At 33.6% G+C, this 15824-nt stretch carries 13 protein-coding genes and 1 other annotated feature; all 13 genes read right to left on the bottom strand.

Going from position 1 to position 15824, the window contains the following annotated elements; genetic code table 11:
• Nucleotides 1–41: 41 nt before the first annotated feature.
• The 13 genes from sigF to F7O84_RS01440 all read right to left on the bottom strand — a co-directional run bounded on the left by sigF (nucleotide 42) and on the right by F7O84_RS01440 (nucleotide 15824).
• A complete protein-coding gene (gene sigF / locus F7O84_RS01495; protein WP_151141065.1) occupies nucleotides 42–761 on the bottom strand; it encodes an RNA polymerase sporulation sigma factor SigF in 720 nt (239 codons plus the stop codon).
• The gene (gene spoIIAB, locus F7O84_RS01490; protein WP_151141063.1) at nucleotides 762–1199 is read right to left on the bottom strand and encodes an anti-sigma F factor; all 438 of its coding nucleotides are present in this window, start codon (nucleotides 1197–1199) and stop codon (nucleotides 762–764) included. It abuts the gene before it with no gap.
• Between the two features lie 12 nt (nucleotides 1200–1211).
• Entirely contained in the window at nucleotides 1212–1547 is a 336-nt protein-coding gene (locus F7O84_RS01485; protein ID WP_151141061.1) for an STAS domain-containing protein, read from the bottom strand.
• A 148-nt stretch (nucleotides 1548–1695) separates the two neighbouring features.
• Complete coding sequence (locus F7O84_RS01480; RefSeq protein WP_151141059.1) at nucleotides 1696–3069, bottom strand: tetratricopeptide repeat protein; 1374 nt, start codon at nucleotides 3067–3069, stop codon at nucleotides 1696–1698.
• Between the two features lie 32 nt (nucleotides 3070–3101).
• Nucleotides 3102–3248, bottom strand: a complete 147-nt coding sequence (locus tag F7O84_RS18905; RefSeq protein ID WP_192451625.1) for a hypothetical protein — start codon at nucleotides 3246–3248, stop codon at nucleotides 3102–3104.
• Entirely contained in the window at nucleotides 3235–4578 is a 1344-nt protein-coding gene (locus tag F7O84_RS01475) for a bifunctional folylpolyglutamate synthase/dihydrofolate synthase (RefSeq protein ID WP_243140780.1), read from the bottom strand. Before F7O84_RS01475 ends, F7O84_RS18905 begins: the two co-directional genes overlap by 14 nt.
• Before the next feature lie 202 nt (nucleotides 4579–4780).
• Complete coding sequence (locus tag F7O84_RS01470) at nucleotides 4781–6181, bottom strand: DUF342 domain-containing protein (protein WP_151141057.1); 1401 nt, start codon at nucleotides 6179–6181, stop codon at nucleotides 4781–4783.
• 96 nt (nucleotides 6182–6277) lie between these two features.
• Nucleotides 6278–8296: an LTA synthase family protein gene (locus F7O84_RS01465; protein ID WP_151141055.1), complete on the bottom strand. Its 2019-nt coding sequence runs from the start codon at nucleotides 8294–8296 to the stop codon at nucleotides 6278–6280.
• Between the two features lie 95 nt (nucleotides 8297–8391).
• Nucleotides 8392–11034 (bottom strand): valine--tRNA ligase, encoded by a 2643-nt coding sequence (locus F7O84_RS01460; protein WP_151141053.1) that lies wholly within the window; start codon nucleotides 11032–11034, stop codon nucleotides 8392–8394.
• A 101-nt stretch (nucleotides 11035–11135) separates the two neighbouring features.
• Nucleotides 11136–11362 (bottom strand) — a binding site (T-box leader).
• Between the two features lie 76 nt (nucleotides 11363–11438).
• On the bottom strand, nucleotides 11439–12605 hold the full coding sequence (locus F7O84_RS01455; RefSeq protein WP_151141051.1) for an ABC transporter permease: 1167 nt from the start codon (nucleotides 12603–12605) through the stop codon (nucleotides 11439–11441).
• A complete protein-coding gene (locus F7O84_RS01450; protein WP_151141049.1) occupies nucleotides 12592–13731 on the bottom strand; it encodes an ABC transporter permease in 1140 nt (379 codons plus the stop codon). Before F7O84_RS01450 ends, F7O84_RS01455 begins: the two co-directional genes overlap by 14 nt.
• Before the next feature lie 30 nt (nucleotides 13732–13761).
• Nucleotides 13762–14703, bottom strand: coding sequence for an ABC transporter ATP-binding protein (locus F7O84_RS01445; protein WP_151141047.1), 942 nt, complete (start codon nucleotides 14701–14703; stop codon nucleotides 13762–13764).
• A 242-nt stretch (nucleotides 14704–14945) separates the two neighbouring features.
• Nucleotides 14946–15824 carry a glycine betaine ABC transporter substrate-binding protein gene (locus F7O84_RS01440; RefSeq protein WP_243140779.1) on the bottom strand — a complete coding sequence of 293 codons (879 nt, stop codon included), beginning with the start codon at nucleotides 15822–15824 and terminating at the stop codon, nucleotides 14946–14948.

Below are 15824 nucleotides of genomic sequence, written 5' to 3'. Positions count from 1 at the left end.
CAAGGCTAAAATATACATAGTTTTTGAAAATGAAGCGATTTCTAATGCGTTACCAACTCCCTCATACGAAGTAGTATCTTTTTTTCCATTCTACTTACTTGAACCTGACTAATTCCTAATACTTTTGCAACCTCCATCTGAGTCTTATCTTGATAATATCTTAATGTAATTAATAACTTTTCCTTTTCATCTAATATTTCAAATAGTTGTTCTAATAACATACGATCTAGTAATTTTTCTTGTTCATCGGTTTTCTCAACTAGTTTGTCCACTAAGCTAATTTGATTGCCATCACCTTGATAAACGGTTTTATAAATGGATTCTACTTCAACATTGGCATCCATTGCCATAACTATATCTTCTGTTGTTAGTTCTGTCGCTGCTGCAAGCTCTTCAAGCGTTGCTTCTCTTCCCATTTCATGCGCAATTGCCTGTGTTGCCTGTTTGATTTTATAGCCATTTTCTTTTAATGATCTAGATACCTTTACCATTCCATCATCTCTTAAAAATCGTTTTATTTCTCCACTTATCATAGGTACTGCATAAGTTGAAAATTTTACTTCATAGGAAACATCAAACTTATCAATTGCTTTGATTAAGCCGATACTGCCAATTTGAAATAAATCTTCTTGTTCATATCCTCTGCCTGCGAATCGTTTCACAATACTCCATACAAGACCCATATTTTCTTCTACTAGCATATCTCTCGCTTCTTTATCCCCTTGGTGTGATTTTACAATTAGCGCGATTGTATGCTCCATTTATATCTGCTCACATCCTATCCGTTTCTTCATAGTCACAATAGTTCCAACACCAATATTTGATTCTACATTTACTTCGTCCATAAATGCCTGCATAAACATAAACCCCATTCCAGAATGCTCATTCTCAGCTTTAGTCGTAAACAAGGGCTCCATTGCTTTGCTAACATCTTCAATTCCTCTACCTCTATCCGCAATTCGAATTGTAAGCATGTCGTCTTCTAATACACTCGTTATTTCCACCTGACCGCCTTCTTCCTTATCATACCCATGTATGACTGCATTCGTAACTGCCTCTGATACTGCGGTCTTTACATCTGATACTTCTTCTAGTGTGGGATTTAGCTGCGTTAAGAAGGCGGCTACACAAACTCTTGCAAAACCGATATTATTCGTATTGCTGTCGAATTCAATTTTCATTCTGTTTTTACTTTTCATCTTAATATCCCCCTATTTTACTGGCATTTTTAGTCCAGATACTTCATTGATGCGAATTAATTTGTGAATTCCCGAAAGTGTTAGCAGCTTTTCTACTGAAGGATTTACATTGATTGCCGAAACACTCCCACCTACCAGTTTGATGCTTTTGTATCTCCCCATAATAACACCAATTCCAGTGCTATCCATAAAATTGGTTTTTTCAAAATCAAATATAATTGTTCGTATACTCTCCCTTTCCATTATCTTATCTGATTCACTTCTTATAACTGCTGCGTTGTTACAATCAAGATCTTGTGGAAGTTTTACAAACATACAAGTACCTTTTACAATAATAAGATTGTCCATTTTATTTCCCCCTTATATTTAAAAAAAGATATTCCTAAACATATGTTAAGAATATCTTTTTACATTACAACTACAAGCAAAGAGTTACCACTTTCGTAATGTAACAGTATTTCATTTTATCATTTGTATCACTTCATTTTGTTATACACTATTGTCTATTCGACCTAGCATTGGCAGCTGTTTGCGTATTTGGAAATTTTTCGATAACAATATCAAAGTACTTGTTAGCCGATTCCTGATCTCCATTTTTTTGATATGCTCTGCCTAGAATGTAAAGTGCGTTCATATTATTTTCATCAAGTTCTACTGCAATTAATAAGTTTTCAATAGCTGTATCAAAATCATTTGCTTTATAGGCATTATTCCCAATATCAAAAATTTTTTTCACTGCATCAGCAGATGAAATGTTGGTATTTAATGTCTCATAAATGCTCAAACTATCGTTCTTTAATTCTGACGCGTTAATTTGCTTTAAAGCATGATAAGTTGCTACCATATCATTATCGTTATATGCCTTCATGCCCGCTAATAACTTTTCATAACTTTCAACAACACCAGAATCTCCAACATACTGTTCCAATTCTTCTGTTTTTTTCACCAGTTCTTTTTCTTTTGCGTCTAACTGGTTTTGAAGATCCGTAATCATAGCTGTTTTAGCAGATATCTGATTGCTATATTCTACTACTGACTTTTGCGCTTCATTTTGTATCGACTGAATTCTTGCTGGAAGTATCAAAAATGCGGTAAGCGCTGCACCAATTGCAAGACCTATTAATACATTAATAACTGTAGAAATTCCTGTACTTTCTTTAAATACAGTTGGTTGAATGATTGTTTCATTTCCACTTGTATAAGTAATTCGATCCTCTCTTGCCTTGGATTTTTGCGGGCTATTTGCTGCATTTTTTTCTATAATCAAATCAATCTCACGCATATATCGCAGAGTTGTTGTATTGGTTGTATCTATCTTAAGCGCCTTTTTTAATTCTTTTGCCGCCTTTTCGTATTCTTTATTATTGATATATAACAATGCAATTAATTGATGTCCTGCAACAAGATTAGGATTCAACGAAAGAACCTTCTTTAATTGTATAATTGCTAAATCTTCGCTTTGCTGCTTACAATACAAAAGCGCTTGATTGTATTTTTTAATGGTTTGGTTAATGGTCTCTAAACGATTTGGGTTTGATTGTATTGCCTTAATATAATCACCAGCAATGTTTTTATTACTTGATAAATTCTTGCTAATAACCCATTGACTTAAAGCTTTTACTACCTCTCCCATTTCATAATAAACCAAACCAAGTAAGTTTCTGGCTTGTATATTATTTTTATTTAATTTTAAACTTTGGCGCAAGCTAACTACAGCACCTGATAAATCACGTACTTCAGCTTTCGCAAGCCCGTCGTTATAATGCATATTTGAAAATTTAATAATCTTTTTAAATACTCTTACATCTTCGCCGCAGCTTGTACAAAAATCTTTATCTGACAGCTCACAGCCACATTTATAACATTTCATATTTTCGCCACCTAACCTTATTTTAAAATAGTCTATCTGTTACTGTCTTTTACCTCTTCTAACATAACTTTAAGAATATCTGTCATATCGGTTAAATCGTGGTTATATATTGCATCCTCTGCATCCTCTACTTCCAAACTTGGATGAAACTTTTTTAATTCTTCTTCAAAATTTATCATGTTCTATTCTCCTTACTATTTCTGTAATTTCTCCCACCAAATAAAGAGACCCTACGCAAAAAGCGATTCCCTCTTCGGTCTTTAAATGGAGTGTTTTCTCGAAAGCTTCTTTTACATTATCTATCGCATAAACAACACTCTTTGTCCTTGCTTCAAATTCTGCTTGCAATACCTTTAGTGGCACTGCTCTTTTATTCGAAAGTAATGTAACTACAATTTGATCAAATTGTAGTTCATTGCATATTTCCTGAATCATTTTTGTATAACTTTTTTCCATTACTGCTGAAAACAATAGTACTTTTTTATGGTTAGGGAAATGTTTTACTGTTTTAATGAATTCTGCTATTCCATTTTCATTATGTGCGCCATCCAAATATACATTTGGAAGTAACATTTCCATTCTTCCAGGCCATGTTGCCTTTTTCACCCCTTCAAGAATCACTCTTTCGTTAAACTTCTCCTCTTCTAGTAGCTGAACTGCTTTGATTGCAAGGGACGAATTTTTAACTTGATATTCCCCAATCATCCCCAAGGAAACCCTAATACAACCATCATAACCATATTTAAACAAAAAATCAATATTTTTATCATTGAATTCAAGCAATTCGTACCAAAAGTTTGTATCATCAATTCGAGTATAATTTTCTTTATCTATTAATTTATAGCACTTAGCCTCATTTTTTCTGGCTACTTCTTCTATAATTTGATTCACTTCAAGGTTCGTGCCGTCAAAAATAACAGGTACATTTGGCTTAATAATGCCTGCTTTCTCAAAAGCAATTTTTTCAATTGTATCACCAAGTATTTCTGTATGATCCAAATCAACTGTTGTTATAATAGTAAGTATTGGATTTTCAATCATATTCGTAGCATCCAAACGTCCTCCAAGACCTGTTTCTAATATAACAAATTCCACATTTTCTTTTTCAAATATCACCATACTCATTGCGAATAAAAATTCAAAAAAAGTAGGATGAGAATACCCTTTTTTTATAATCTTATCCACAGCCTTAATTACTTGGTCGAAGGCATCGGTAAAATTTTCGTCACTTATAACTACACCATTTATTCTAAATCTTTCATTTATTTTAACTAAGTGTGGAGAGGTAAACATCCCATTTGTCTTTTTTGACTCATTTAGTATACTTTCTATAAAAGCACATACGGAACCTTTTCCATTTGTACCTGCAACATGAATCACTTTTGTGTTTCTTTGTGGATTATTTAGTTCCGTCATTAAGGCTTTGATATTTTCTACTGGATTTTTTTTCGTAAACTTTGGTACATTTAATATATACGTAACGGCTTCTTCATAGTTCAATTTCTTCACGTGTATCTTTTCCTTTTTCTGCTACAAATCTACTAACATTATAATATACTATCCATAATATGCAAGAAATTTATGTCGCATATAACAGCAAAATTCGATATCGGGATATGAGATACCACTTTTTTACTGAAAACTTTTATTGCGCAAAACTAGTTCCATACAAGTTTTGTTTACTTGTATGGAACTAGCATATGAATTAAAACTACACATTATTATGTAAATCAATACATTTGATTTCTCCACTCTCAAAGCGATATTCCATTGCATATTGCTTTTCTCTTATAAAAAGTGGAGTGGAATTGATTTTAATGGTTACACCTGGGTAGACACACTTTCTCACTAAAATACATGCTTTTTTTGCTATCAACCTTTTTTCTTCTAATTCCTTAAGTTCATTTTTAAATTCTGCTTTATCAGAAATGTATTTTATCTTATCCCTTAATAACTCTTTGGTTCTTTCTTTTAATTTTTCTTTTAAAAACTTAGGTGCTGAGTCTAGTTTTGCTTGTATTTCTTTTAACTCTTTTTCTAACTCCTTAAGCTTTTTGTCAATGACATCAAATGCTAGTTTAATATTAACAATTCTTTGCTTTTCTTCTTCGTCCATACCTACAGAAAGTTTGGTCTTAATTTCGGCGTCATTTCCAGCTACAAAGACTTCAATTCTACCTGCTGCACTAATCTCACCACCAATAATAGTAGCTTTTTTACCAGTAATGAGTATATCTTTACCTGCCACAACAGTACAATTCATAATAACATCAGCCTGAACATCTTCCTTTGCTTGTACATTGCTTCCTTCGATAAATTTTGCGTAGATATTTCCGCCAGACTGAATAAGTGCCTTTCCTCCGCCTTGCATTCCCTTTTTTAAAATGATATCTTTCGAAGCAATAATTGTAGAAGCCTCTACATTACCATTAATGGTGACACTTCCACCTGACTTTATGGTGCTAGCGCTTTCAACATCACCATAAATTACGACATCACCTTTAAAATCAATCTTACCATTATTAAAGTCAAGATTTCCTTTGATTTCAAGCATATTCGTAATGAGAATACGATTATTTTGATATTCAATTTTGCCTGTCATTGAGGCTACATAGGTTCTTTTATCCTCTAGGCATTGAAATCCCTTTCCCTTTAGTGGAAGAAGTTCTTTTCCCCTTTTTGGCTCTAATACTTTGCCTGTTACTGTTTTTCCTTGCGTTCCTAAGGTTGCAGGGGTATATATCGCAATGACGTCGTTTTCTGCCACTGTTTGCACTGCAAAAGCACTTTGATAATCCACGGTTCCATCCTGCCGAATTAAGGGCTTTCCGGAAGGATTCGTGTTGAATTTATAGTCATACTTTCCATCTAAACCATCAACTGGCTTAAGGCCTTGTGCAACTAATACTTCCCTATGATACGCTCTTATTTTAACCATATCTTCTATGGTTTGATCCAAAATGCCATAAACGACTTTTTTTTCTTTTAGCAGCAAAAGAAGGTCTTCTATTGTATAATCTTTTCCATCATCCGGGATTGCTAAATACAAGTACGCTTCCATCTCATTACTACTAACTCTAACATAAGTCTTGTCCGTAGTCTTATCAGCCATATAACCACTCCCTCTCGTCGGATTATAAAGATTACTATTTATTTATATTATACCATTTATAGACATTTTTTCCAACTAATTTAATCGAAATTTCTGTTATTTTTCAGAAATATAAATATTTGAAGTACTTAATACGCCATAAGTATTGTTTATTTGTCTTACTTTTAAAACATCTCCCTGCTTTAGGTTATAACTATTCACTTTTAGCGTGCTACTATCAATAAATGTTGTTTCTTGCTCTTCATCATTGATATATACCTTGCTTGCTTTTGTAAAGTTTTTACCCATTATATATACTGTTTCTTTTAAATTTCGTACCACTTTTGTTATGAGTATCTGTTTCACACCCATTTTCAAATCAGTTGGAGTAATCGGAAGTTCTCCCCCGTATATATATTTTTTCCCATAAAGCATATCATATTGCAGCGCATCCAAATCAGCAAGATAATTTGTTGTCCCGACACGCTTTTGATGAAACTTTGTCAATGTACCTTCCTGTATTCCTATTCGCTCTAAAACAGTTGCTGATAACTGATAAGCAGTTACACTTTTATCAATTACTTCTAATCCCATGTTATCCCAAATGACATACTCGGTTTGGAACAAAGAATGATTGACTAATTGTGAGGCTTCTAAACCGAGTGTTGGAAGGTGGTCTCCATACATTACCAAAACAGTTGGCTCTTGCCTTTTGGATAACTCATCCACCAATTCTTGTATGAATTTATCCATATCATGAATCTGATTTACATAGTAAGTAAAGGAATTTTTTTGTTCCACATTTCTACACCCAAAGACTTCAATCTCAGGATTATTAAGTATTGGTTCACTCGGATAGCTTCCATGTCCTTGAACTGATATGGTATATACATAATCCTTTTCCTTTGTAGAGTCTAGGGCATCTGTAATCTGTCCCACAAGATCTTTGTCCTTTGCCCAGCCCATTGGAGTATATTCTTTTATATTCATATACTCTTCAGATGTAAAGGTATCATAACCAAGATTTGCAAAAACTGTTTTTCGATCATAAAAGCTAGCCTCATTGTTATGAATGGCATGTGTTGCATAACCTAATTTTTTTAAACTATATGCAGTACTTTCACATGGAGTCGTTTTTAATATCGTTTTATATGGATATTCCCCTGGACCAAAATAACGCAGACTCATTCCAGTCATAATCTCAAATTCGGTATTGGCAGTCCCTGCTCCAACTGATGGAACCGTTAAAAATCCTGAAGAGTATTGCTCTGATAACTTTCTAAAATTAGGAATTGGATCGTCTGAAAATTTTAAATACTTAATCAATTCTGGATCGCAAAAGGATTCCAATTGTAAGAAAATTATATTTGGCATTTCATCAATATGATTAACTGCTTCTATAGAATCATTAGTTGATGTAAAGCTTTTCTTGATTTTTGTCATAAAAGCTTCTGAATAATCATTTGGACTATTGATTCCAGTGGCAAACACACTCATAGAAAAGCAATAAGGAAATCCATAATCTTTATACGCAAATGCAATGTTTCCAAAATAGGTTGCAAGTATTCTAGTAGAAACATTAACTTTTGTGAAACCGAATAATAAAAGTACACTGATTGCCATAAGTGCTGCACTTTTTCTATAATCTATTTTGGCAGTATGCTTTGGTAATTTAAACCACCCATATATTATAAGTATCAATACGATTGCGGCACCCACTATGATTAATAAAATTTTTTCAATGGATATATAGGTGTCAATTAAGGATATTGCATCTAATATCAATGTCAAGTCAGTACCTGTAAAAGGAGTTACACGATAAGATAAAATAACTCCGTTAGCTGTTCCCATTGCAAGCCATAAAGTCGCAATGACAGCCGTTACAAAAAGACGTCGCTTAAAAAAATAAGCAATCATAAATGTAACAAAAATCATAAAAGCATTGTACACAAATATAATCGGGCTTTTGGTCATAAATAAAAACGCTTCTAATATTGAGTGTCTAGAGAACAACTCAATTAGAAAATAAATTCCGATTGATAAAAGGGCATATGCAACAACTGTAAACTTCCTTAGTATATGAAGTACTTTCTTAAGATAAATATTTTTTCCGATTAACACTCTTATTCGATCCACTTTTTTACCTCTAAAATAAAATATCTCTCTAAAAAAGAGGCACAAAATAGAGGAATCTATTCCATGCCACCTTTTTGATTCACAGTCTTTGTTACTTATCTTTTTAACTGCTCTAAACGTAACTCAACCTGCTCCATCATCTGGGTATATTTTATAAGTTTTTCTTTTTCTTCATTAATTTTTTGTTCTGGAGCTTTGCTAACAAATTTTTCATTATGAAGCATTCCATTTACTCTTGAAAGTTCTTTTTCTAAACGCTCTTTTTCCTTTTGTAAGCGTTCTATTTCTTTTTCTATATCAACCAATTCTGCAAATGGCATATAGATTACTGCATCTGGAATCACTGTAGATACCGCATCTTCACTAATTCCTTCTTTATCTTGTTGTACCACTACTTCACTTGCATAACCTAGGAATGCAAAAAATACTTTTCCTTTTTCAAAGATTGCACGAAGTTTTTCACTTTGCGTTACTACAAAAACTTTTGCTTTCTTACTTGGAGCTACATTCATTTCAGCCCTTACATTTCTTATGCCTCGTACTGCAGTCTTCATAATTTCTACTTCGTCTTCTTCTGTTTCAAAATTCCATTCTTCTTTGTATTCTGGCCAAGTCGAAATCATAATGGATTCTTCTTCCTCTTGGATGGTAGTAAATATTTCTTCTGTAATAAACGGCATATAAGGATGAAGTAGCTTTAATGATTGAATGAGTACAGTCCTTAATGTCCAAAGAGCCGCCTTTTTGGTTTCATCTTCTTCATTATATAACCTTGGCTTCACCATTTCAATATACCAATCACAAAATTCTTCCCAAATAAAATCATATAATTTTTGAACCGCAATTCCAAGTTCAAAACGCTCCATGTTTGTAGTGATTTCAGCAGCTAATTTATTTACCTTGGATAAGATCCATTTATCTGCACCTGTCAATGTCGAAAGATCCACTGCCTCTACCTTAGTACTATCCATATTCATCATAATGAATCTAGAAGCATTCCAAACTTTGTTTGCAAAATTTCTACTTGCCTCTACTCTTTCTAGATGAAAACGCATATCATTCCCTGGAGCATTACCAGTCACCAAAGTAAATCTGAGTGCATCCGCACCATATTTATCAATAATTTCCAATGGATCAATTCCATTTCCAAGTGACTTACTCATTTTACGTCCTAAGGAATCTCTTACTAATCCATGAATAAAAACAGTATGAAACGGTGACTTTCCAGTATGTGCATAACCTGAAAATACCATTCGAATTACCCAGAAGAAAATAATATCATATCCTGTCACTAATACATCCGTTGGATAAAAATAATCAAGTTCTTCTGTATTTTCTGGCCAACCAAGTGTTGAAAATGGCCATAACGCAGAACTAAACCAGGTATCTAGCGTATCTTCATCCTGTGTAAAATGAATCGCACCGCATTTTGGACAAACATCTGGCATTTCTTTTGAAACAATCACTTCATGGCAACTATCGCAATAATATGCTGGTATTCTATGTCCCCACCAAATCTGTCTAGAGATACACCAATCTCTTATATTTTCCAACCAATTCAGGTATGTTTTATCAAAACGCTCTGGAACAAAAGTTAAATCCCCAGTCTTTAATGCCTCAATTGCTGGTTTCGCCAGCTCTTCCATTTTAACAAACCACTGTTGCTTAATCAAAGGTTCTACTATTGTCTTACATCTATCATGGGTTCCTACGTTATGGGAATGATCTTCTATCTTTGCTAGTAAGCCTTGTTCCTTTAATTCACTTACCATTAGTTTTCTTGCTTCATAGCGATCCATTCCTTCGTATTTTCCACCATTTTCATTGATTGTAGCATCGTCAGTTAATACATTGATTTGAGCAAGGTTATGTCTTTTTCCTACTTCAAAGTCATTTGGGTCATGGGCTGGCGTAATCTTAACAACACCAGTTCCAAATTCCATATCTACGTATTCATCTGCAATGACAGGAATTTCTTTGTTTATTAATGGTAGGATAACATTTTTTCCTATGATATTTTGATATCTTTCGTCTTTTGGATTAACGGCTAAAGCGGTATCTCCTAGCATCGTTTCTGGTCTGGTCGTAGCAACAACAACGAATTCATCACTTCCAGCTATTGGATATTTGATGTGCCAAAAGTGTCCTGCTTTTTCTTCATGCTCTACTTCTGCATCGGATATCGTAGTTTTACATACTGGACACCAGTTAATGATTCTTGCTCCCTGATAGATATATCCTTCTTCATAAAGCTTAATAAATACTTCTTCAACCGCTTTTGAGCAACCTTCATCCATGGTAAAGCGTTCTCTGTCCCAATCGCAGGAACTACCAATTTTCTTAAGCTGTGAGGTAATCGTACCACCGTATTCTTCTTTCCATTCCCAAGTTCTCTTTAAAAATCCTTCACGACCTAATTCTTTCTTATCAATGCCTTCTTCCTTTAATTGGTTTGTAACCTTTACTTCTGTTGAAATAGCGGCATGATCTGTTCCAGGAATCCAAAGTGCATTATATCCTTGCATTCTCTTATATCGAATTAGAATATCTTGCAGCGCATTATCAAGTGCATGCCCCATATGAAGCTTTCCTGTAATATTTGGTGGTGGCATTACAATGGTAAATGGTTTTTTGCTTCTATCTACTTCTGCGTGAAAATATTTCTTCTCCATCCAGTTTTGGTATAATTTTTCTTCAATCCCTTGTGGATCATATGTCTTTTCAATATTTCTTTCCATACTAACTAATTTCCTTTCTTTTTTGCATTTTCAACTTTTCCTATTATAGACAAGAGTTCGTTTGCGAACTTTCCTATTATATAAAAACGCCCTTTGCAATTGCAAAGGGCGTAATATCCGCGGTACCACCTTATTTATATACAAATATTAAATGATTGTATATCTCTCTTATCTTATAACGCAGATAACACGTGACAGCTTACTCACTCCTTCAGCCATCCAGTTCAAAAGCTACCTTCAGAAAACTTCTCTTAAAACAACCTTTCAGCCGATGGGTCATTCTCTCTGCTAAGTCCGTTCACTTACTCCTCTTTCTCATTACCTTTTCCTTATCTATTGGAAATTCTATAGACAATATAATAGTTTAGAGTTCCCCTTTTGTCAAGGAATTTATACAATCATTTTTAGCTCACCTGCTTTCTTGCATCGCTTTTATATTTTGTACCCGCTAAAGCTATTGCAAACATCGCAATTGCAAATAATAATTGCACTCCAATATTAATTTGAAACTCTTTCATGATAGAAGGATTGATTTTGACTTCCTGAATTGCTTCCACTGCATTTACATACCAGTATGTGGGAAGAAATTTAGAAAGAGCAATCACTTTTTCCCCTAGCACTTCTCTTGGAACAAAGATACCCCCAAGAAAGCTCATACCAAGTCCACAAACATTTGTAATCATATTCAATATGTTGTGATTAGAGGAAAAAATACTGACTAAATATCCTAATCCTGTTGCAAAGCTTAAAAATGATATGCAATTTATAATATATAAAATTGTCTTTTCAAACTCCATGTTTTTACCGTACAAAAAAAACGCGAACACTAAAAAAAGTACAAAAATACCTAAAACAGTAACTATACTACCAGCAACTAATCCTATGCTCTTTGTTTTTAAAGTCATGGGAGAGCATAAATTTCTTTCATTTATCTCTTTTTTATAAAATGTCATTAAAATAGGAGAAATGCCCATTACTACAACACTGATAAATATATAGGGAAGATATTTAAAATAATAATAATCGTCTGCCTTAGATATACTAATACTCTCATTTAATAACTGAACCGAAACTTCTTTTTCTAAATCGCTTTTTGTATATTCTAATGCCTGTTTATCATCAATACCTGCAATCACATAGGTTATTAACGTAGAAATATATTGATCTACTTGTGAATCCAGATATTTACCTGTATAAGAAGCTGGCACTTTGACATTTTCACATAAGTGCTCTTTTTCATTGTTCTTTATTTTATTCGTAAAATCCTTTGGAATAAACAAAATATATTCAATGTTTCGATAGTATAATTGGTCTTGAAGCATTTCCTTATCATTTTCCGTTGGTACAAGAGTATGAATCTGACTTAAATAGGATTTAAGTCCCTCTCCCAAGCCACCTTCATCTTCATTGATAACAGCAATTTTTACTTTGTTTTTTGTAAACGTAGTCGCAGTACTTTCTTTTCCACTCCCAGATAAAAAAAAGGAAATTGCAATAAATATCACCAAATAAATGAAGAGTCCAGGTATGGAGTCTCTTAATATTTTAAAATAAGCTTTAAATACTTGCATAGCGTTCCCTCCTGATTGCCAAAAAGCTTCCGATACATAAGATAGTTGCAAGAATAAGCATACTTATCATGTTTCTCATATATCTGTCATAAGTATCATAAATATCAAGGCTATACAAGGAATCTACTATCAGTGTCGCTGGATTGATACGATTGATAATCGGTGCATGACGCTCTACAATATCTTTCATATTTCCTACCATCAAGCCACTTAAGAAGCATTCAACCATAGTCCCTGCTAATACAATAGCTGACTTTACATTTTCTGATTGGCGACCTATACTTCCAATAAATAAACCTGTAGTGACTCCAATCAAGCTGCCAACAAAAGCGGTTAGCATCAAGTAATTTATTTTTTGCCCCATATCTACTTTTAGGACAAAGATTATATAACAAACTGTAATTAAAGTACAAATAAATTGCACGAAAACAGCACCAAAGAAATCACCTAAAATAATTTTCATTTTATTGGTTGGCGCCACAAGTCTTCGTGAAGCCAATGTAGACATATTTGCCTTAATATCAATTGCGCTGCTTAGTCCTGCAAAACAACCGTATAAACAGGTCATCGCAATTAAAGCGTAATAATATGAGGTCATTGGGTCAATCGAGGCATTCGTAAAACGAATCTCCTGTAAATAGGATGAATCCTTGAATTCTAATTCTAACACTTCATTGAGCTTATCTGGTGATATTTGTGCTATCTTTGTAAAGGTTTCTCTTTTTTGTATATATTGATTTAAAAAACTATTTAATATACTTTCATTGATTCCTTCCCCATTTACTGTCAAAGTGACCTCTAAGGTATTGTAGATAATTCCTGCTATCTTTTTGTCTAACAGTAACTTTTTGGCCTCTTCTTCCTTTGTAGTTTTAATACGAACGATTTGATCTTTTCCATCTTTGCTTAGTAGCATTAATACCTGATCAAAATCTTCGTCTTTTCCAGTCTCTGTAGTAATATATCCGATATTAATTGCTTGAAATGTCTCTTGTTTGTCTTGGAAGCCTCCAAAACTCATATAAAAAAATGTTCCAAGAATAAGTGGAAATACCAGACACCAAAACAATTCATCTTTGGTACGAAACAAGCGCTTTACTTTATATTGAAACAGTCGAACAAACATAAAATCCTCCTTTTTATATACCTATTACTCCTAGTCTCTTAATTCTTTCCCTGTTATTTCCAAAAATACATCATTTAAAGTTGGAAGTTCGGCATAAACTCTTCCAAATGCAATTTGGTTAGTCTGCATATAATCAAGAACCCGAATCAAATTATGCTTTCCTTTGCTGCATTTGATGTGAAGTTTATTTTCTTTATACTCAACCTGATACACATGTGGAAGTTTTTTGATTTCTTCTAAATTCTTATCTTCTATTTCAAGTACCTCCATATTAATTGTTTCGCCAGTCTTAATCATCATCTTAAGCTCTTCTTTTGTTCCGATTGCAAGATTTTTCCCTTTATCCATGATTGCAATTCTGGTACAGATTTGTTCGACTTCTTCCATATAATGTGAAGTATAGATAATGGTTGCACCCTTTTTATTTAACTCCACAATTCCTTCCAAAATCTTATTACGGCTTTGAGGGTCAACTGCAACCGTTGGTTCATCCATAATAATTAATTTGGGCTTGTGAGCAATGCCACAGGCAATATTTAATCTTCTTAAAAGACCGCCTGAAAGCTTCTTTGGATAAAAACTTTTAAAATCATTTAAACCAACAAATTCCATGGCTTCTTCTACATATTGCTTTCTCGTTTGCTTATTTTTAATATAGAGTCCACAAAAATATTCAATATTTTCATATACCGTCAGTTCATTAAATACTGCCACATTCTGAAATACGATACCAATATCTTGTTTTAAATGATATTTATTTGGTGCCATTTCCTCGCCAAATACTTCTACATTTCCTTTATCAAAACTTAACAAGGCAAGGATACAGTTAATGGTGGTAGTTTTTCCAGAACCATTTGGTCCAAGAAGTCCAAATATTTCACCTTCTTTAATTTCAAGGTTAAAGTGATCTAAAGCGACTAATTCATGATACCGTTTTACCAAATTTTCTATTTTTATCACTGCTGCTGACATCTTTATCCTCCTTATGGCATATTGCCGATTTTTCTTGTATCTTAATAATACTATTTTTTTGTGGGAATCATTAGTGTCTTAAATCATAGTTTTATATGACAAATGTAACATTAAAAGTGTATGCAATAATCAGGACGTTCTTAAAACTTTTTGTTATATGAAAAAAAACTTCGAAATAAATGAAGCTGGTTCATTTACCCGAAGTTTTATCTATTACGTATTACAACTTAGTAGCAAAACATTTATTTACTTGGCAAAAAACTTTGTATTAATTCGTCATGATCCTTCATCCATGCTTTTGCAATTTCAAATGGCTCTCCTCCATCGTCTTCGATTACTCCCATTAAATCGCCAAGTTCTTCATCTGTTAATTTAAAATTCTTTAAAAAGGCTACCACTTCTGGCAAATCCTCCTCTAATCCTTTTCTGGTAACAATATGGATATTTTCAACGTCTCCAAATATTTTTTTTGAATCTTCTAATACCTTCAAATCCCATCTAGCAAACTTCCAATGAGGTGCCCACCCTGTTACAACAATTGGATTACCTACATCAATCGCTTTGGAAAGAGCGGCTGTCATAGTAGTTCCACTTCCAGTTAGGAGATGATAATCAAGCTCATAGGCTTCCATTGCTTTTTGGGTAGCTTCCATAAGACCTGCTCCTGCATCAATTCCTACAATTTCTCCTCCAAATAACTCTTTGTTTTCATTTAATTGCTCAATGCTATCGATATCCACATAAGAAGGAACGACTAAGCCTAGCATTGCATTTTCATATACCGTTCCTAGGTCAACTAAATCCTCTCCGTATTTTTTCATATATTCTTCATGGGTAACTGGAAGCCATACATCTAAAAAGGCATCCGTATTTCCACTTGCAACAGAAGTGAAAACAGGTGCAACATCAGCCATGGTACGTTCCACGGTATACCCCATTTTCTCCTCCAAAATTGCAGCTGCAAGATTTGTCATGGCGATTCCTTCTGCCCAGTTTACATATGCAAGCTTTACTGTCTTCTTTTCTGATTGAAGATTAGAAGCTTCTTCTTTTTTTGAACAACCAGATAGAGCAAATACCATAAATACTGCTATTAATAATGTCGCTATAATTTTCTTCAC

Origin of the sequence: Candidatus Galacturonatibacter soehngenii, from assembly GCF_008830185.1 — a bacterium.
GTDB lineage: Bacteria > Bacillota > Clostridia > Lachnospirales > Lachnospiraceae > Lachnotalea > Lachnotalea soehngenii.
This window is presented reverse-complemented; position numbering and strand designations above follow the sequence as displayed.

Coding starts and splice junctions, on each gene's coding strand:
- F7O84_RS01470 (WP_151141057.1), bottom strand. CDS start 6,181: ATGGCTGATAAGACTACGGACAAGACTTATGTTAGAGTTAGTAGTAAT.
- sigF (WP_151141065.1), bottom strand. CDS start 761: ATGGAGCATACAATCGCGCTAATTGTAAAATCACACCAAGGGGATAAA.
- F7O84_RS18905 (WP_192451625.1), bottom strand. CDS start 3,248: ATGATAAATTTTGAAGAAGAATTAAAAAAGTTTCATCCAAGTTTGGAA.
- spoIIAB (WP_151141063.1), bottom strand. CDS start 1,199: ATGAAAAGTAAAAACAGAATGAAAATTGAATTCGACAGCAATACGAAT.
- F7O84_RS01480 (WP_151141059.1), bottom strand. CDS start 3,069: ATGAAATGTTATAAATGTGGCTGTGAGCTGTCAGATAAAGATTTTTGT.
- F7O84_RS01460 (WP_151141053.1), bottom strand. CDS start 11,034: ATGGAAAGAAATATTGAAAAGACATATGATCCACAAGGGATTGAAGAA.
- F7O84_RS01450 (WP_151141049.1), bottom strand. CDS start 13,731: ATGTTTGTTCGACTGTTTCAATATAAAGTAAAGCGCTTGTTTCGTACC.
- F7O84_RS01485 (WP_151141061.1), bottom strand. CDS start 1,547: ATGGACAATCTTATTATTGTAAAAGGTACTTGTATGTTTGTAAAACTT.
- F7O84_RS01445 (WP_151141047.1), bottom strand. CDS start 14,703: ATGTCAGCAGCAGTGATAAAAATAGAAAATTTGGTAAAACGGTATCAT.
- F7O84_RS01455 (WP_151141051.1), bottom strand. CDS start 12,605: ATGCAAGTATTTAAAGCTTATTTTAAAATATTAAGAGACTCCATACCT.